The following is an 18659-nucleotide window of genomic DNA, read 5'->3' as shown; positions in this document are numbered from 1 at the left end:
TCAAGAAGGCAACATCGGCCTGATGAAAGCGGTGAAACGATTTAACCCAGAAAAAGGGGTTCGTCTGGTTTCGTTTGCTGTTCACTGGATTCGCGCTGAAATACACGAATATGTGATCCGTAACTGGCGCATTGTAAAAATCGCAACAACCAAAGCACAACGTAAATTATTTTTTAATCTTCGTAGCGCCAAGCAGCGTCTTGGTTGGTTAAATAAAGAAGAAGTTGAAGCCGTTGCAGAAGACCTAGGTGTGACAGCAGATAATGTGATGGAAATGGAGCGTAGATTAGCTCAACCAGACACATCTTTTGATTTACCCAACGATGTTGATGATGATGAAAATAATTACTCGCCTGTCGCCTACTTAGCGGCTAATGATAATTCAGATCCTTCTAATCAATTAGAAGATGATAATTACACAGATTATCAGCAACAAAAATTATCAAACGCATTAGCAACACTAGACGAACGTAGCCGAGATATCATTATGCAGCGTTGGTTAAATGAAGATAATAAAGCGACATTGCACACGCTGGCAGATCAGTATCAAGTTTCGGCTGAACGTATTCGCCAGATTGAAAATAATGCCATGAAAAAACTCAAACATCTTATGGTATAAAAACAAAAAAGCCCGCGAAAGCGGGCTTTTTTTATGTCATTCGATAATGCTTTTATCTTTCCAGTAAAGGTGTTTTATTAGATTTACCATCCCACTCTTCTGCATCTGGAAGTGCATCTTTCTTTTCAGAAATCACAGGCCATACCCGAGATAATTCTTCGTTGATTTGCAAAAACTCCATTTGCTCATCAGGTAAATCATCTTCAGAGAAAATAGCTTCTGCCGGACACTCTGGTTCACAAAGTGTGCAATCGATGCACTCATCAGGATCGATAACCAAGAAATTAGGACCTTCGTGAAAACAATCTACTGGGCAGACATCAACACAATCAGTATATTTACATTTAATACAGTTTTCTGTGACAACAAAGGTCATGGTGAATTCTCCAAAATCACGAGTTGATACAGGACCGACCTGTCAAAATAAAAATGTAATTCTACATGATTTCGCCTTATTCTGGGCAAGGTTCGATTTTAGGGTATGATCCCTGTTGAATGAAATTAACGAGAAAACATCAGTAATTTTAAGGAACACCGCACAATGCGAAAAATAATATTACTCCTGATATTCGGACTTATTTTCTTATTGAGTGCCGCTTTTGCCGCATTTAACATGAGCAGTGTTACGGTGAATTATTATTTCGGTGAATTAACAATTCCTCTATCAGTTCTGGTCGCGCTATCCATGCTCACTGGTGTCATCATAGGTGCTGTTATCTTGTTATTCAGTACCATGAAACTTCGTTACGAAAATCGCAGACTACAATCTAAACTTTCTGTTTCCGAACAGGAAATTAACAGTTTACGAATATTACCGATTAAAGACGCACATTAATTGATGCTTGGCTGGTTATTTTTCTTATTACCTGTTGCCGCCCTTTCTGGGTGGATAATGGCTCGTCGTCATTACAAACGTCGATATCGTCCGCAAGAATCTTCTTTTAGTCCTGACTATTTCAAAGGCCTGAATTATTTATTAAACGAACAGCCTGATAAAGCGATTGATGTCTTTATCGGTCTATTGGAAGTCAATAGTGAAACCGTTGAAACTCACCTGGCATTAGCGAACCTATTCCGAAGACGCGGGGAAAGTGATCGCGCCATCAGGATTCACCAGAACTTAATCGCCAGACCATCACTTAGCGCGCAACAACGGCGCCAGGCTCTGGTTGAGTTGGGCTTGGATTATATGAGTGCCGGTGTATTGGACAGGGCCGAAGTATTATTTCTGGAATTATTACAACAACCAGGCACTCCACCTGAAGCCCCTAAGCAATTATTACGTATTTATCAGCAAGAAAAAAAATGGCAGCAAGCCATCGATATGGCAAAGCAAATTCCGGCGAATAATAAAACCAATACACGGGCACTCATTGCTCAATTTTATTGTGAACTGGCAGAATCACTGTTAGAAAAAGATCAACATCAGGCTTTGAATTTATTACGCAGCGCGCATCATTATGATGCTGACTGTGTCAGAGCAAGCCTGTTGGAAGGCCGCATACTAATCAAGATGAGACAATATCGAAAAGCGATTCGCGTCCTCCAGCATGTCGAAAAACAAAATCATTATTTTCTGCCCGAAGCCTTACCACTGCTCTATACCTGCTTTGACAACACAAATAACCTGGATGATTTCAAAGACTGGTTAGAATCACTACTAACAAGACATCATCACCTGACTTCCGCAAGGTTAATGCTGACAAGACTCGTTGAACAAAAACAAGGTACAGAAGCTGCTCAACGCTTTTTATATCGACAACTACATCAGCACCCATCCGTTGAAGGCTTACATCAACTTATCATGTTGGGTGAGGACAATCATCAGGCCTTAATACCTCTGATAAAAGAGGTCACCACTACGTTAATACATAAAGGTGATCGTTATACCTGTAAAAACTGTGGTTTTTCAGGTCGAACTATGCACTGGTTATGTCCCGGCTGTTCACAATGGGCCACAATTCGGCCAATCGAAATTCATTTATCCGCATTAGAAAAACTACTGGAACCCTCCCGATGAGCACTATCACAATTTTGCATAACCCGCGTTGCAGCAAATCCAGACAAACACTGAACTTACTTGAAGAAAACGGCATTAATCCTGACGTTGTAAAATATCTGGATACACCGCCAACGTTTGATGAGTTAAAAGCGATTATTACTAAACTTGGAATCAGTCCGAGAGACTTATTAAGAAAAGGGGAAGAAGAATATAAAACGCTTAATTTGAAAAATGATTCCTTAAGTGATGATGAAGTCATAAAAACTATGGTCAGTCACCCCAAACTGATAGAAAGACCGATCGTTATCCACGGCAATCAAGCAAAAATTGGTCGTCCACCAGAGTCTGTTTTAGACATCCTCTAAATTATCATGACAAAAATTCTAATTCTTTATTACAGCCGAACAGGACATGTAAAAGCGATGGCCGAGCAGATAGCACGTGGCGTTGAGTCCGTCACTGGCTGTGAAGCCGTTTTTAGAACGGTTCCTCCTGTATCCACTGTCTGTGAAGCCACTCAAGATACCATTCCAAATGAAGGCCATCTTTATGTTAGCCATGAAGATTTGAAACAATGTGCAGGACTGGTATTAGGCAGTCCAACACGGTTTGGCAATATGGCCGCGCCTCTTAAGTACTTTATCGACTCAACTAGCGATAGCTGGCTTTCAGGTGTTTTATCAGGAAAACCTGCAGCGGTTTTTACTTCAACAGGCAGCTTGCATGGTGGTCAGGAATCCACTTTATTGTCGATGATGTTACCGTTATTTCATCATGGTATGTTGTTAATGGGGCTTCCCTATAGTGAACCTGAGTTAATGACAACAAAAGGCGGAGGCACGCCTTATGGAGCAAGTCACTTAGCCGAACCTGATAATAAACGAAACCTAGATGACGACGAGATAAAATTGTGTAAAGCAATAGGTCGACGGATCGCAAATACAGCAAAGAAACTACATGAATCTTGAAAAATTATTCAGAGCACTGACGTTAATCAGCTTTTTTGGGTTAATGCTCACGCTACTGGCTTGGATATTCATTGCACCACATGCAGAAAATTATCCTGTCGCAGCAATGCTAATCATCGGTCTGGTCCCACTGTTATTTCCCATGCGTGGGTTGCTTTATGGTCGTCCATATACACATGCCTGGACAAGCTTTCTGATGTTATTCTATTTCAGTCATGCGGTAGGAGAACTCTACAGTGCGCCAGCGGTTTCAATTTATCCATTGCTAGCTTTAATTTGCAGTAGTATTTGTTTTTGTTCTACTATCATTTATGTCAAAGCTAACGCAAAAAACAAAAAAGCGACTTCAGTCACAAACTAGTTAGTTGGAAAATGGTATAAAGTCAACATAACTGGAGAGATTTTATGAGTAGCATTTCTGCTTTTCAATCAGGTGTAGCGGGTATTCAGAGTGGCATGTACGGTGCGGCACAAAGTAGCGCCAAAATTGCTTCTGCGGATCCCGGTTCTAACGAACAGTTAACCAAAGCGATGCTTGAACTGGATGCCAACGCAAGACAAGTTGAAGCTTCTGCAAAAGTAGTCAAAGCAAGCAATGAAATGGTTGGTAGCATCTTAGATATCAAAGTGTAACCATCACCCAATATAAAATTTATGAGGAGACTCCCGTAACTCCTCTTAGCCTGTTAAACTGCTCTCTCGTTTCACAAATCGAACACTCTTTTGAACAATCCAACTTTTTCACCGCTATCACATGCTGCCATTGTCAGCGCTATGGAACCTCCGACTTTTAATACACTTTCTGAGATTCTTATTCTGCCTGAAGTAACATCCACCAATGACATTCTCTGGCAACGGTTTAGTCAAGGAGAATTAGGACCAGCAGCTTGTATTGCTGAAACTCAAACCGCGGGACGAGGCCGTCGTGGTGATGCTTGGCAATCACCAGCAGTGGGGAATTTATATCTTTCTCTATTTTGGCCTCACTGCGCAGAAGAAGCCCGACATGGACTTAGCATTGCTGTCGGTATCAGTTTAATAAATACCCTCAAGCAGTCTGGAATCAATCAGTTAGCGCTAAAATGGCCTAACGATGTATTACATAAAAGACAAAAGCTTGCTGGAATTCTTGTAGAATCAAGATTCAATACCAGACAATATACCGTTGTGGGCATCGGCCTTAATTTCAAGCTTCCAGAAGCCACAAAAACATTAATTCAACAACCATCTACCAGCCTCGAACAGCTTTGTGACCCGGTCCCCTGTCGTAACTGGCTGGCAGGAAAAATACTTCAGAACATGATAGAAACCATAGAACTGTTTGAACATCGAGGTCTTACTGACTTTGTCCCACTTTGGCCTCAGTATGATGCCTTACATGAGCAAGCGATTACTTTGATCGATGGCGCTCAAAAATCGACAGCAATAGCCTGTGGTATTAATGATCAGGGCGAATTACGTTATTTACAAAACAATGAAATAAAACTGCTGTCTAATAGCCACATCAGCATTAGGTTTGCCTCATGAAATTACTGGTAGATATTGGCAATAGTCGAGTTAAATGGGCCATTATGGATGATAATGGTCTTACTGAAAGCCAAAGTTTTGACCGAAACAAATCTGGTATTAAAGCCTCGCTAAATAAGGCATGGAAAACATTAGCAGATATCAAGGCCATCTATGTAGCCAATGTTGCTGGAGAAAAAATAGCTGAACAACTCAGCGACTGGACACAAAAACAATGGAATCTGACACCAAAATTTATTCAAGCTGAGAAAAAACATTTTGGTGTTATCAACGCTTATGATGAGCCGGAAAAGCTCGGTGTAGACCGCTGGTTATCGCTTATTTCCGCCAGACAACATGCCCGTCTTGCTCAATGCATTATCGACTGCGGGACCGCAATCACTGTTGATATTGTGACCAAAGCTGGTCAGCACCAAGGTGGAATGATTATTCCTGGTATCAGCATTATGAAAAGCAGCTTGGTCAACAATACCGATGCACTCACTGCAGATACAGACAACCAAGAGTTCAAAACTTTAGCAACGAATACCTACAGTGCCATTCATACAGGCACACTTTATGCGGTAACCGCTACGATAGAACGTATCATCAGCGACCTAAAAGAAAGCTTTAACAATCGAATTCGTTTTATCATCACAGGTGGTGATGCAGAAGCTTTATTGCCTTTACTATCCGACGATGTGCACCACTATCCAGATATTGTGCTTAGAGGTCTCGCCTTTTACGCCAGACAGGATAAAACAAAAACATCAGTAAGAAAGAAAACAAAACCTGAACAAGATGAAGCTACGGCGGCTGTCAAAGAGTCTGATACTGATGCCAAGCTAAAGAGTGAATCTGCGCCACCAGCAAAAGAAAATACACAAAATGACGCTCAACAGGTGACTGACAGTTCAACGAAAGACAAGCCGAAACCCGCACGTAAACCACGTAAAACAAGAGCAACGAAACCAAAAGCGGCCGCAAAAACAGAAACCCAAGCTTCTGATACATCATTGCCAGAAGAAGCAATCTAGGGTAATCTTTCGCTCCCTTAAGGAGAACTGGCCGAGTGGTTGAAGGCGCACGCCTGGAAAGTGTGTATAGGTTAATAGCCTATCGAGGGTTCGAATCCCTCGTTCTCCGCCATTTAAGTGATACCGCCTTACCTGCGTCACTTATCAATTCCAAACATATAAACTTCAAATTCAGCCACAGGTAAGGGTTTAGAATAGTAAAAACCTTGCAGACTATGGCAGCCTATATTTTTCAAAATATCAGCCTGCGTAGCTGTTTCTACGCCTTCTGCAATGACTTTTATATCTAATCGTTTAGCCATCTCCGTAATCGCTTCAACAATGGCTCTGTCATCTTCACTCTCTTCAATATCATGAATAAACGAGCGATCAATTTTTAAAAAATCAACATCCATTTCTTTCAGATACGATAGCGATGAATACCCCGTCCCAAAATCATCCACAGCGATTTTTATATCAGCATCACGTAAACGATGTAGCAACATTCGACTTTCCGATTGTTTTTGCATTAGCGTACTTTCGGTAATTTCCAGTGTAATAAGTTCACTTGAGAGCGATAGCTCCGCTAAATAAGCAAGCCAATCTAATCGTCCACGCTGTCCACCAAAATTATGTGCTGAACGATTAATAGAAATATGAGGTGTTTTATTAGCTTTGCTCTGCCATCGTTTGAGATCTCGACAAACTCGCTTGAACACGTAATCGTCAATCTTATCAATCATCCCCATTCGTTCGGCTTGGGGTAGAAAATCTGAGGGCGGGATCATACCTCTTTCCGGATGATTCCACCGCACTAGTGCTTCAGCGTATAAATGCTCATGTTCACTCATTGAAATAATGGGCTGATAATGAACATCAAGTTCCCCATTAAGTAATGCAGACTCTAACTCATTAATGATAAATGTCCTGGCCAACCAGCTTGACTCGAGCTCAGCATTGTAGAACTTGAATGCGCTGCCCCCCATTTCTTTTGCGGCATACATCGCTCTGTCGGCATTTTGAATTAACAAACCAGGTTCTTCAGCATCATCTGGAAAAAACGTCATCCCAATACTAGTTGATACCCGGATAGATTGGCCCTTTATAATTACAGGCTTTTCTATTTCAGTAATCAGGCTTTTTGCTACAGTAATCGCATGCGCTTTGTTATTAAACTCAGATAAAATAATGGTGAATTCGTCACCACCGAGTCGGGCCACCGTATCCATCTCCCGGATACAGCTTGAAATTCTGGTGGCCATTTCTCGAAGCAGTTCATCGCCAAAGTCGTGCCCCAACGTATCGTTGACATCTTTAAAGCGGTCTAAATCAAGAAACATCAAACAGATTCTTTCTTTTTGTCTTTCACAACGCTTAATCTCCTGATGCAAACGATCAGTAAATAAACGTCGATTCGGCAAATTGGTCAGTGTGTCAAAGTTAGCATGCCTTTCGATCTTGGCATGAGCTTCTTTGACATCAGTCATATCCGTAAAAACAGCCACCATATTAGTTAGTGATTGTTCTGCATCATAAATTGCTGATATGGCTAAATATGAAGGCAGAGAGTCACCCGATTTTGTTATCGTCCTGACCTCTCCTCTCCATGTGCCTTTCTGCTGCATGATATCCCACAGCTCATGTGTCAGTCTGATTGGTTCAGATAGTGAAACTCCCGTCACTAAAAAATCAGGATACTGATACATTACTTCTTCCTGACTGTATCCAGTAATATCAATAAATGCCTGATTGACTGCAATGATGTACTTATTAGCATCGGTGATCATCATAGCTTCACTGGTGGAATTAAACGCCACATCAGAAAGGTGTAACTGCTGTTCCGTCAGCTGCATTTTCTTCAGTACATCTCTGATACGCCTTTCTGATTCCTGAGCTCGTGAGGTAGCTTTTGACAACTCACGAGTTCGTAATATGACTTCTGTTGATATCCGATATGTTCTGCCAGTAATACTGAGAAATAACAAAGTAAATAATGTCGTTATCAAAAAGCCACAAACCAATGCCAGAGATGCCAGACTGGTTGAATAGGTATTGATAAAATTTATGGTGGGATAAAATTGTAATTGCATTTTACGACCCGCCAATTCGAAATCAACGTAGTGCTTGATATCTGAGTTGCTTTCAGCGTTTTGTTGATAAAAATACTCACCGCTTTGAACATCAAGCCAATTTATTTCGAACTCAGGCTTTCTTGCTTGCTTCAAAATATCTTCTACAAACTCTTCGACCCGAATAATCATATTCACTAGACCAATAACTTGGTTTCCCTCTTTCTCAACACTCATCTTCCCTGAGGGGGTCTGATAAATAGGGCGATAAATCACTAAAGAATTGATTTGATCTTGCCTGCGTATCATTTTCAACGGACTTCTGGCCATTGCCTGACCGGTTTCAATAGCTTGATCAATCACTTTCCTTGAAACAACGGATGAGTATGGATCAAATCCTCGTGATAGCGAATTATCAAGTTCAGGTTCAAGATAGGTAATTGGATAATAAACATCGCGTTGCTTTGCTGCTCCGAGTGTTTTTGGTGAAACAATTTCGGTAATAACAAAGTCATCACCAAAATATTTTTTTTGTTCATCTTCATAGGCTATACGTTGTGAATGCTCTATACGAGGCAACCACTCCACGACCTGGATATGCTGATCATGATAAGTAGTCCAGTTCACAAAATTCTTAAACTCTTCTCGTGTGACTTTTTCGGAAGAGGCAAATAAACGTGATACGCCATCTTGTATCAACTCTTCCGTTTTTAAGGCGACTTTAAACAGCTCAGATGCTTCCTGAGTTCTTATTTTGAATTGATCAGCAAGGCGATTAACTTCAAACTGACGAATACTCCATACAACAGAACTGATAATAATCACAGAAAGCACAAAAAGCGTGCCTATAAACCAACGCCTTGTTTTCCATACAGATCGAGGTCGTCCTATAAAGCTAAGAGCCAAAGGCAGCATCACGTAGATGCCAATAATGTTGCCTCCCAACCAGGTCAACCAGACTCGGAAAAAATCTATTTCTGCTAAATTGAAAAGATAAATAATCCCGAAGCCGATGCTGGCTGTTGCTATACAAATAAGAGGAACCAGTAGCAGGAATAGAAAAATATCGCGATCACGACTAAGTGTAATTGGATATTTAATAAATCGACGGAAAATGTATTTTCCAATAACGACTTGTAAACAGACTGATAGCGAAATAGTAGATGCAATAACAATGACTTTAGAGAAGGCTAAATTTAGTTCTGGCCATACTGCCACTGCCAATAAAAATGTCCCAAAAAACAGACCGGGTAAGACATAAACAGGGCGAAATGTCAGATATGATGCCAATGCAATTCCAGCAGGAAAAAAAACCAATGCTGAAAAATGCTCAAATGTCGCTAACTGAATACTAAGCCAGCCTGTAACTACATAAGCCAGCGTAATAATAAAGTTAATAAAAGCAGCGGTAAAAAATGTCTTTTTCATTTATTTTTCATGTTCAGTCACAGTGAAAAATGATCCACGCTGATACCTATAATCACCATTTCAATATCATTATTTATCGACCATTAACCTTGTTTCATAAACTTAAATTTGTAACCACCTCCGGTTAGTATGCGCATATCAACAAGCTTATCAATATGACATTCATGCTTTTTAATACCCTAACTGCTTGTTTGTGGTGATGATGCGGTTGTAAAACTAAAAGGGGATGGAAAAAACGGTAACAAACACATAGAATGTGTCGTTCTATGGTGGCCTGCATTGGTCTCCTCGCGACGATATGTTGGTCACCCCGTCAGGCCCGGAAGGGAGCAGCGGAGCCTTCGGACTCGGGCGCCGAGATTCGGCTGGTGTGGGTCGCCACCCTAAACATATTAAGTTAACCGGGTGTCTAATAACCGATGAGTTATCTGGTTTTAGCCCGTAAGTGGCGACCTAAAACATTTGAACAAGTGGTTGGGCAACAGCATGTATTGCGTGCGTTAATCAACGGTCTTGATCAAAACCGACTGCATCATGCCTTTCTTTTCTCAGGCACACGCGGCGTAGGTAAAACCACTCTGGCAAGAATTTTTGCCAAATCTCTCAATTGTGAACAAGGTGTCAGCTCACAGCCCTGTGGTGAATGCCAAAGTTGTGTAGAAGTAGACAGTGGCCGCTTCGTCGATTTAATCGAAGTCGACGCTGCTTCCAGAACCAAAGTCGATGATACCCGGGAACTCCTGGATAATGTGCAATATGCGCCCAGCCGTGGTCGTTATAAGGTTTACCTTATCGACGAAGTGCACATGCTTTCCACTAGCAGTTTTAATGCTTTATTAAAAACGCTGGAAGAGCCACCTCCTCACGTTAAATTTTTATTTGCTACAACTGATCCGCAAAAGTTACCGGTAACGATATTATCGCGTTGCCTGCAATTTAATCTCCGACGTTTAGATGTCACTCAGATCAGTGAACACCTGTCGTTTATTTTGGGTGAAGAACAACTTTCTTTTGAACATGCCGCCCTGATGCAGCTTGCTCGCGCTGCTGATGGAAGCATGCGTGATGCACTTAGCCTGTTAGATCAGGCTATTGCCTTTGGTGCCGGCAATGTGACTGGCGATGTTGTTTTTCAAATGCTCGGAAGTATCGATCAGGATCAAATCGATCAACTGCTGAGCGCCTTGTACCAACAAGATGCAAAGGGGCTGCTGCAACAATCCGCAGAGCTAGCCGCACTTGGTCGTGATTTTGAAGTGATTTTGAATGCCATTCTGGATGGTTTACAAAAAATTGCTACGCATCAATTAATCCCAGATTTAGCTTCGGAAGAACATGAGTCACCCAAGCTGAAAGAGTTAGCTAACGCATTTGATGCTGAAACGGTACAACTGCTCTATCAAATTGCGCTGCATGGTAAGCGTGACCTGCCTTGGGCGGCTGATCCGAAAAGCGGCTTTGAAATGACCTTACTGCGAATGCTAAGTTTTCAGCCGCGTAGTGACGCGAATACTAAGGAGAGTCTTCCAAGAAAAAAGTCTGATACGCTCCGTAAGCCGGCCGTCAATGTACCGCCGGTGACCGCCGTGAATGACAACACCAGTGGCCACAAAGATGTTGAAACACCAACAATCACTCCTGCCGCTACTTCAGAACAAACATCATTAAATACACATGATACGCTGGCTGAAACTCATACAACCTCAGCAGCATTGTCAACTGGCTCAGATAAACAACAAAGAGCTGACATCAATCCTGAAACGGCTTCACCATCTCTACACGCAGAGAAATTCGTGACCACGGAAGTGAACGAAGCCATGCCAGAGGTCAATAAGGATACGTTAATCAGTGTTGATCTTTCACCGGCAAACTGGACGCAAATTATTTCAGAATTGCAGTTATCTGCATTAACACGACAATTAGCTGAAAACAGTGCTTTTATTCGCTGTGAAGAAAGAACGCTACAACTCGCTTTATCATCGGAACTTGCCCACTTAGCAACAAGCAAATCCAAAGAACGACTTGAACAAGCCTTACAAAAGAAACTCGATCAGGATGTCAGTGTCGTATTTAATCATAATGCAGATAGTGCGCAGTCAGGCCCTACCGTAGCTGTAGAAAGAGCCGAGCAATTAGCTTTAAAACAGCAACAGGCCATTGAATCGATTCAAAATGACCCCACTATTGAAGTGATAAAAAATACATTTAATGCTCGTATAATAGAAAGCACAATAAAACCTATCGATTAATCAAAGAGGACATTCCATGAAAGGTGGATTAGGCAATCTGATGAAACAGGCCCAGCAAATGCAGGCCAATATGGAAAAAGCACAAAAAGAATTAGCATCGGTTGAAGTCATCGGACAAGCTGGCGGTGGCATGGTTAAAATCACCATGACCGGTAAACATGATGTCAAGCGTGTTCAGATTGAAGATGCGTTATTTGAAGACGACAAAGAAATGCTGGAAGACTTACTTGCTGCTGCCGTTAATGATGCAAACCGTCAGGTAGAACAAACAACACAAGAACGTATGTCAGGCATGTTGCCAGCTGGCATGAAAATGCCATTTTAGTGCGATAATATGGCAAAGCTTGGTCCCAGTATTGATGAGCTTATCAGCGCTTTACGTTGTTTACCTGGTGTTGGTCCCAAATCAGCGCAGCGCATGACCTTTCATCTGCTTGAACGCAATCGCGATGGTGCCCAGCGTCTGGTTCAAGCCCTCTCTCATGCATTAGACAATGTTAAACATTGCCAACGCTGTAGAATTCTGTCCGAAACAGAACTCTGCTCACGTTGTAATGATGACAGACGACAACAAGATATCTTGTGTATTGTCGAAATGCCGAGTGATGTATTGGCCATTGAACAAGCGACTCAATACCAGGGACAATACTTTGTGTTATCGGGACATTTATCACCGCTGGATGGCATCGGTCCCGATGCTTTAGGTATTCCAAAGCTCATTGAATGGCTGGACAAAAATACAATAGAAGAAGTTATTTTAGCCACCAATCCCACTATTGAAGGTGAAGCAACAGCTCACTTCATTGGTGAACTCGCCAGAACCCGCAATATCAAAGTCAGTCGACTCGCTCATGGAATTCCATTGGGGGGGGAGCTTGAATTTATTGACAGCAGCACCCTTTCTCACGCATTCTCAGGTAGGGAGTCGCTTTGAGGTGATGGCTAGCTTAGAGAGAGCATTTGCTTATGGCGCAGGATGTAGTTGCATTAGAACAATTAAAAACCTTCTCAGGTTTAATTCATCGTCAGCCCTTATTCATCAATGATGAACTGGATGTTGCCGGCTATCACATTAGCTTTTTCGATCAAAATGGCGAAAAGTTAGATGACGATAGTGCAGTTCCTGACTTTGTCCAACATCTGCCTGAAATCATTTTAGATATCAATCACAATCCAAACGCGCTTCTCTCCATTCCGCACTCATGGCAGCAGGCATTGCTTGCGCTTCCTAAAATAAGCGCATCGTTAACGCTTGATATTAATAGTAATTCACTCCCCTCTTCACAGCATAACGGTGCCATTAGATATGCTAAACGATTAAATACATCGGCAAATGGTCATGACCATCAGACCTTATTGATCGATCTCGCGTTAGATAATCTTCAACAACTCAGCGAGAGTGATATTCGAGCATGGCGACAGCACCATGACATTCTCTGCGCTATCAATGTTAATGATATTGAACAGTATCATTACTGCAAGTCTCACCGGCTGGATCTGTTAGAAGGTATTTTTTATACCAAACCAGACAAACATGCTGGACAGCCATTGCACCCTTCGACTCAGACCTTAATGTCTTTGTTAGTCAGGCTGCAGGAAGAGGATGTAGAAACTGAAGATTTAACCGACATTATCAATCAGGATATTAGTCTGAGCTATAAACTCCTGCGTTTGATCAATTCAGCTTTTTTTGGTTTGCCAAAAAAAGTGGAAAGTACCAAGCAAGCCATTCTCATGCTGGGCTTAAATAAAATCAAAACCTGGGCAAGCTTATTATGCCTGTCAGGTATGGATGATAAACCCAATGAACTACGTAATGTAGCCATGTTTCGTGGCAGAATGTGTGAACTGCTTGCCAAATATTATAAAGGCCATTCTGATATGTTTTTCACCGTTGGTCTTTTGTCAGTACTTGATGCAATGTTGGATAGCTCACTTGCCGATATTATTGAACCCTTACCGCTGACTGCAGAACTCAAAACTGCCCTGATTGATAAACAAGGCCCTGCAGGTAGAGCATTAGCTGATACACTTAGTTACGAACAAGCTGACTGGGAAACAGTATCATCGTCTCCCATTCCCAAAGAAATATTAGTCAGAACCTATTTAGAATCTATTCAATGGGCAAAACAACTCACCATACAATTACAAGATTAAGTTATGTCTATCACATGGTTGGCCGCCAGCCCTGAAAGTATTTTCCCACCTGTAGAAAAAGCAACAGAACATGGCCTATTGGCTGCGGGGGGAGATCTATCAGCAACACGATTATTAAAAGCTTATCAACACGGTATTTTTCCCTGGTTTAATAAAAATGATCCGATTTTATGGTGGTGTCCGGATCCTCGAATGGTGCTGTTTACCGATAAAGTACATATCAGCAAGAGCTTGAATAAAGTCATACGCAAAGGTGTTTTCAAGGTGACTATCGACCAGGCTTTTGAGCAAGTCATGAAAGCCTGTTCAGCGCCTCGCCAGAATCAGCCAACCGATCCAGATAATCGAACCTGGATACACAGCAATATGATCGACGCTTATACAGATTTACATCACCAGGGTTATGCCCATAGTATTGAGTGTTGGCAAGATGATAGGCTAGTGGGTGGGTTGTATGGTGTATCCATAGGCAAAGCGTTTTTTGGTGAATCTATGTTTAGTTTTGTGCCTGACAGCTCAAAAGTAGCGCTCATCGCATTATGTCAACAATTACAACGTTGGGATATGCCGATGATTGATTGCCAGATTTATTCCGATCATCTATCCCGTATGGGGGCAGAAGAAATTTCCCGAACTCAGTTTATAAAAAAACTTAGCCCCCTATGCGCTGATGAAACACCACCTAAACAATGGCAGTTAGACACTGATTTACCTTACTCACTATGAGCCTGAATTTTTATCAAGATCAACCACATGCCTGTTCATATTTAAGCGGCAGACAAGCAAGGAATCTGTATCCGGATCCCAATAAACCGGCTAGCAAACATCTGTACAGTCACCTTATTCAACATGGATTCAGAAGAAGTGGCGATCACATCTATCGTCCTTTCTGCGCGGAATGTGATTCCTGTATCCCTGTGCGCATCAATATAAAAGAATTTAAACCTAACAGAAGTCAAAAACGCTGTTTAAAGCGAAATCAAGACGTACAGACTAGAATTCATCCCGCTGAATATAGCTCGGTGCATTTTGAATTATATGAGCGTTATATCGCAGGTCGTCATCTTGGCGGTGGCATGGATAACCCCACCCCATCTAGCTATACGAACTTTCTTACCAGTAGCTGGTGTGACACGGCTTTTCTTGAATTTTGGCTGGAAAATAAACTGATCGGCGTTGCCGTAACTGATTTCGTTGCTGATGGAGCTTCTGCTTTTTATACTTTTTTTGATCCTGAACTTGCCAAACGAAGTCTAGGTACATTTGCCATTCTTAAACAAATTGAATTAGCAAAAAACTATGATCTTTCATGGCTTTATCTTGGTTACTGGATAGCTGAAAGTCCTAAAATGTCATATAAAACAAACTTTTCAGGATTGGAAGGTTATTACACAGATTGGAAGAAGTTAGATAAAAAACTTTGAATAATCAGTGATTTTACGGCAAAATGGTCTTTTTAATTTAAGAACATTAGAGTTTATGGCAAAAGAAGAACATATTGAGTTTGAAGGCACAGTAATTGATACCATGCCTAACACCACTTTCCGTGTCGAACTGGAAAACGGTCATGTGGTAACAGCGCATATTTCAGGAAAAATGCGTAAAAACTATATTCGTATTCTCACTGGTGACAAAGTCACTGTCCAGCTAACACCTTACGACTTAACCAAAGGTCGCATCGTCTACCGCGCTCGCTAAAACTTCTTCCTTATGCCACCTCATGTGGCACAGCGAAAAAACAATAAACTCTGAACCCTCCATGATTTTCATCTGAATTAAAATTAGTTCAGATGAAGTCAGGATGTTTATGATGTCCAAACAGCTGTTTTAAGCCCACCAGACACATCACAATAAAAGCAATGAAGGCCCAGGCTGGAATGCTTAGATTGAGGAATGTCCACAATACGTCAGCACACTCTCCAGACCCTTTCAGCACCATATCAACAGCTTGGCTCAATGGAAAATTTTCCAAGATAAAATTCAATCCAGGACCACAACTAGGCACCTGATCTTCTGGGAGATTCTGTATCCATACATGACGTGCAGATATTGCCGCACCGATTCCAGCAGCTAATAAGACTAAAAAGCCGTATACCCGTCGTCCCGTCGTAACTGGATTATGAATGGCGCCAATTAAAAAGAACACACCAGCGACAAAAACCATGACTCGTTGCAATATACATAAAGGGCAGGGTTCTAAATGCTCGATAAACTGAAAATAACCAGCAATAAGCAACATACTCAAACAGGCCAGAAACCCAACGAGAAAGACGCCACGAAATGAATTCAAAACAGACTCCTTAAGTCAATTAATCTGTGTTAAGTTAACCTAAAAAACGCAAGGATAAAAGGATTACGGAGATGAATGACGAAAATTTCGAAAAAAAACTGACCGCTGCCTACGACAAAATGATGGAACGTCTGGACGACTTGCTGGATGATGCGGAACAACAGGCGCTACCGACGCTTCAACGTAATCTTGATAAAGCCAAACAACAAGCCATCGAATTAAAAGAGTTAACACATGATGAAGCAGAAAAAGTAGCGGCTTATCTGCGCCGTGACTTACATGATGCGGCTGAGTATCTTGAATCATCAGGCAAAACATTTTCAAACTGGCTGACCTTTGACTTACAGCTTGTCGAAGAACGTATGCTCGAATTATTTGCTAGCGTGGCTGATAAAACTCGCTTGGAATTAGAACAGCTCGCCCAACAAGCCGAAAAATCACAGCAATATCACACGGGGGAAATTACCGGCATCGGCACGCTCTATTGTGAATCGTGTGGTTGTGAAATGCACTTTAAGAAAACAAGCCGTATCCCACCCTGTCCGAAATGTCATAAAACTACCTTTAACAGGAAAAAACTGGTCTAACGGCTTAGCCAGTACCATGCACCGTGTTCAACAAGAGAACTCAGTACCCGCTCGGCTCCTTCATGCTGCTGAAGTAATCGCCATTGTTCACCTTTAATTGCAGAGCTGCCGGTGAGTATATCGACAACCGCCTTATACGATGGATCAACAACTAACTTTTCTCCTGCAACAAACAGGAAAATATTTTGCTCAGCAGCTGTCCAGGCTAATCGAATATATGGGTTACGCTGTAACTCTACTCCCGCTTCAAACTGGGCAGATATTGACAGGGTATTATCATCAGTATGATATTCATCAGCCAACCATTCCAGCGAGGGTTTAGTCTGGGTGACCAAACGGCCTAATGCAGACTGTAAAAGCGCGTCAGAATGATTAATAGTATCAATCAGACTTTGTTTAAAACGTGCGATCGCTGCCCCATCAATTTGCGTCTCACTGACATTAAGACGCAAATCAGGATCACTGTAATGCCTTTCCCCAACAACCGACTCTGCTAGTTCCTGTAGATACGCATCTAACACTTCTGTTTGTGTTGGCGCCCTGAAACCAATAGAAAACGTCATACAGTTATTCATGGCAACACCATGATGTGCAAAGTGTGGTGGTAAATAAAGCATATCGCCGGGTTCGAGCTCCCAACTTTCATCTGCATTGAACTCAGCCAAAATTTTCAGATCTAAACCATCGATTAAATCAGTATCTAATATGGGCTCAGCACCTATTTGCCAGCGCCTTGTACCTTTGGCTTGCAATAAAAATACATCATAACCATCTGTATGTGGCCCTACACTTCCGCCTGCAGGTGCATAACTTATCATCAAGTCATCACGCCGCCATTCGGGAATAAAGCTGAACTGACGTGTTATATGAGCCAAAACAGGTTCATGTTTATCCATATCCTGAACCAGAAGTGTCCAATGTGACTCAGGTAATTCGGAGAAATCATCTTCGCTAAAAGGGCCATGGCGACACTTCCAGGGACCAGACTCAGTATGTTCTTCAATAAGACGGGACTCGATATCATCCTGACAGGCAAAACCAGCCAGTTCCTCAGGTGTAATCGGAGACTCAAAGTCAGGAAAAGCTTGTCTGATCAGTAATGGCTTTTTTTGCCAGTATTGATCTAAAAAAGCCTGTTGAGACAATCCGGTATTAAAAAACTCACTCATAGCTGTCCTGCATGAAATAACAATCTTGCAAATTCATTTTTGCCATTAAGATAGACTTCGATTCGACTTAGACAGGCATAGGGCACATCAAGGTGAAATACGGCTTCAAGCGGCATTGATAAAATATGTGCCAACAATAAACGAATAACCCCTGCATGTGTCACAAGCAAGATATGACGTTGCTGATATTGTTGCAGCATGTCCTGCCAGGCAGTTATACACCGCTGTTGAAACACCATTAACGACTCGGCTTGTGGTGGTGTATTACGTATAGGATCCTCATAGAAAGCAAAGAACCGTAGCTGATCTGTTTTCTGTATTTCGTCAGCAGTTTTACCTTCCCATTCACCAAACCCCATTTCGATAAACCCGGGAACATACGTCAGAGAAAGTCCGGTATCACGACTCAGCTCTTCAGCAAAGCTGGCACAACGATTTAAAGGTGAAGTAATAATCTGCTGCCAGGGCAAGTCATTTTTCAGATGCGCTCGCATCTGTTCACGCCCCATGCGAGTCAGCGAATAATCCAGCTGACCACGATAAACACCCTCACCTTCCGTCTCACCATGTCGTAATAAATCAATCGTGGTCACAGACAT

At 41.9% G+C, this 18659-nt stretch carries 22 protein-coding genes, 1 tRNA gene and 1 other RNA gene; 19 read left to right on the top strand and 5 right to left on the bottom strand.

From position 1 onward, the window contains the following. Positions 1-619, top strand: a 619-nt coding sequence (locus B2248_RS06065) for an RNA polymerase factor sigma-32 (protein ID WP_286722407.1), incomplete at its 5' end; no start/stop codon positions are given. A gap of 52 nt (positions 620-671) precedes the next feature. On the opposite strand, the gene fdxA is transcribed toward B2248_RS06065, so the two are convergent. Further along, entirely contained in the window at positions 672-995 is a 324-nt protein-coding gene (gene fdxA / locus B2248_RS06060) for a ferredoxin FdxA (protein WP_007145800.1), read from the bottom strand. 165 nt (positions 996-1160) lie between these two features. On the opposite strand from fdxA, the gene B2248_RS06055 reads away from it, so the two are divergent. The 9 genes from B2248_RS06055 (at position 1161) to B2248_RS06015 (ending at position 6244) form a co-directional block, all read left to right on the top strand. Continuing rightward, positions 1161-1454, top strand: a complete 294-nt coding sequence (locus B2248_RS06055) for a LapA family protein (protein WP_007145801.1) — start codon at positions 1161-1163, stop codon at positions 1452-1454. A 3-nt stretch (positions 1455-1457) separates the two neighbouring features. Then, the gene (gene lapB / locus B2248_RS06050) at positions 1458-2639 is read left to right on the top strand and encodes a lipopolysaccharide assembly protein LapB (protein ID WP_273182768.1); all 1182 of its coding nucleotides are present in this window, start codon (positions 1458-1460) and stop codon (positions 2637-2639) included. Continuing rightward, positions 2636-2986 carry an arsenate reductase (glutaredoxin) gene (arsC, locus tag B2248_RS06045; protein WP_273182333.1) on the top strand — a complete coding sequence of 117 codons (351 nt, stop codon included), beginning with the start codon at positions 2636-2638 and terminating at the stop codon, positions 2984-2986. Before lapB ends, arsC begins: the two co-directional genes overlap by 4 nt. Before the next feature lie 6 nt (positions 2987-2992). Further along, the gene (gene wrbA, locus B2248_RS06040) at positions 2993-3589 is read left to right on the top strand and encodes an NAD(P)H:quinone oxidoreductase (RefSeq protein ID WP_040576265.1); all 597 of its coding nucleotides are present in this window, start codon (positions 2993-2995) and stop codon (positions 3587-3589) included. Beyond that, positions 3579-3950 (top strand): DUF2069 domain-containing protein, encoded by a 372-nt coding sequence (locus B2248_RS06035; RefSeq protein WP_007145805.1) that lies wholly within the window; start codon positions 3579-3581, stop codon positions 3948-3950. The genes wrbA and B2248_RS06035 overlap by 11 nt, the downstream gene beginning before the upstream one ends. Positions 3951-3994: 44 nt before the next feature. Continuing rightward, positions 3995-4222, top strand: coding sequence for a hypothetical protein (locus B2248_RS06030; RefSeq protein WP_007145806.1), 228 nt, complete (start codon positions 3995-3997; stop codon positions 4220-4222). 90 nt (positions 4223-4312) lie between these two features. Further along, positions 4313-5116 carry a biotin--[acetyl-CoA-carboxylase] ligase gene (locus tag B2248_RS06025; protein WP_273182338.1) on the top strand — a complete coding sequence of 268 codons (804 nt, stop codon included), beginning with the start codon at positions 4313-4315 and terminating at the stop codon, positions 5114-5116. Beyond that, the gene (locus B2248_RS06020) at positions 5113-6132 is read left to right on the top strand and encodes a type III pantothenate kinase (RefSeq protein ID WP_273182339.1); all 1020 of its coding nucleotides are present in this window, start codon (positions 5113-5115) and stop codon (positions 6130-6132) included. Before B2248_RS06025 ends, B2248_RS06020 begins: the two co-directional genes overlap by 4 nt. Before the next feature lie 21 nt (positions 6133-6153). Further along, positions 6154-6244, top strand: a tRNA-Ser gene (locus B2248_RS06015). A gap of 25 nt (positions 6245-6269) precedes the next feature. Here the strand turns inward: B2248_RS06015 and B2248_RS06010 are convergent. After that, complete coding sequence (locus B2248_RS06010; protein WP_273182341.1) at positions 6270-9608, bottom strand: EAL domain-containing protein; 3339 nt, start codon at positions 9606-9608, stop codon at positions 6270-6272. A gap of 277 nt (positions 9609-9885) precedes the next feature. Here B2248_RS06010 and ffs point away from each other — a divergent pair. From ffs to infA, 8 genes are all read left to right on the top strand, one after another. After that, an RNA gene (ffs, locus tag B2248_RS06005) (signal recognition particle sRNA small type) lies at positions 9886-9982 on the top strand. Between the two features lie 45 nt (positions 9983-10027). Beyond that, complete coding sequence (gene dnaX, locus B2248_RS06000; protein WP_273182343.1) at positions 10028-11857, top strand: DNA polymerase III subunit gamma/tau; 1830 nt, start codon at positions 10028-10030, stop codon at positions 11855-11857. Positions 11858-11873: 16 nt separating this feature from the next. Beyond that, positions 11874-12182 (top strand): YbaB/EbfC family nucleoid-associated protein, encoded by a 309-nt coding sequence (locus B2248_RS05995; protein ID WP_007145811.1) that lies wholly within the window; start codon positions 11874-11876, stop codon positions 12180-12182. A 9-nt stretch (positions 12183-12191) separates the two neighbouring features. Continuing rightward, positions 12192-12791, top strand: coding sequence for a recombination mediator RecR (recR, locus tag B2248_RS05990; RefSeq protein ID WP_007145812.1), 600 nt, complete (start codon positions 12192-12194; stop codon positions 12789-12791). Positions 12792-12823: 32 nt separating this feature from the next. Beyond that, a complete protein-coding gene (locus B2248_RS05985) occupies positions 12824-14014 on the top strand; it encodes an EAL and HDOD domain-containing protein (RefSeq protein WP_273182348.1) in 1191 nt (396 codons plus the stop codon). A gap of 3 nt (positions 14015-14017) precedes the next feature. Beyond that, a complete protein-coding gene (gene aat / locus B2248_RS05980) occupies positions 14018-14740 on the top strand; it encodes a leucyl/phenylalanyl-tRNA--protein transferase (RefSeq protein ID WP_273182351.1) in 723 nt (240 codons plus the stop codon). After that, entirely contained in the window at positions 14737-15438 is a 702-nt protein-coding gene (locus tag B2248_RS05975) for an arginyltransferase (RefSeq protein WP_273182354.1), read from the top strand. The genes aat and B2248_RS05975 overlap by 4 nt, the downstream gene beginning before the upstream one ends. Before the next feature lie 55 nt (positions 15439-15493). Further along, positions 15494-15712 (top strand): translation initiation factor IF-1, encoded by a 219-nt coding sequence (gene infA, locus B2248_RS05970; RefSeq protein ID WP_007145816.1) that lies wholly within the window; start codon positions 15494-15496, stop codon positions 15710-15712. A gap of 88 nt (positions 15713-15800) precedes the next feature. On the opposite strand, the gene B2248_RS05965 is transcribed toward infA, so the two are convergent. After that, a complete protein-coding gene (locus B2248_RS05965; RefSeq protein WP_273182356.1) occupies positions 15801-16304 on the bottom strand; it encodes a disulfide bond formation protein B in 504 nt (167 codons plus the stop codon). Positions 16305-16375: 71 nt separating this feature from the next. Between B2248_RS05965 and B2248_RS05960 the strand changes: the two genes are divergently transcribed. Beyond that, entirely contained in the window at positions 16376-16891 is a 516-nt protein-coding gene (locus B2248_RS05960; RefSeq protein ID WP_273182358.1) for a zinc ribbon-containing protein, read from the top strand. Here B2248_RS05960 and B2248_RS05955 read toward each other — a convergent pair. Together B2248_RS05955 and B2248_RS05950 are read right to left on the bottom strand one after the other, a co-directional pair. Beyond that, positions 16888-18060 carry a cupin domain-containing protein gene (locus B2248_RS05955; protein WP_273182359.1) on the bottom strand — a complete coding sequence of 391 codons (1173 nt, stop codon included), beginning with the start codon at positions 18058-18060 and terminating at the stop codon, positions 16888-16890. The two genes, B2248_RS05960 and B2248_RS05955, sit on opposite strands and share 4 nt — an antisense overlap. Then, a complete protein-coding gene (locus tag B2248_RS05950) occupies positions 18057-18659 on the bottom strand; it encodes a histidine phosphatase family protein (RefSeq protein WP_273182362.1) in 603 nt (200 codons plus the stop codon). Before B2248_RS05950 ends, B2248_RS05955 begins: the two co-directional genes overlap by 4 nt.

Source organism: Methylophaga sp. UBA2012 (genome assembly GCF_002335235.1).
Lineage (GTDB): Bacteria > Pseudomonadota > Gammaproteobacteria > Nitrosococcales > Methylophagaceae > Methylophaga > Methylophaga thalassica.
This window is presented reverse-complemented; position numbering and strand designations above follow the sequence as displayed.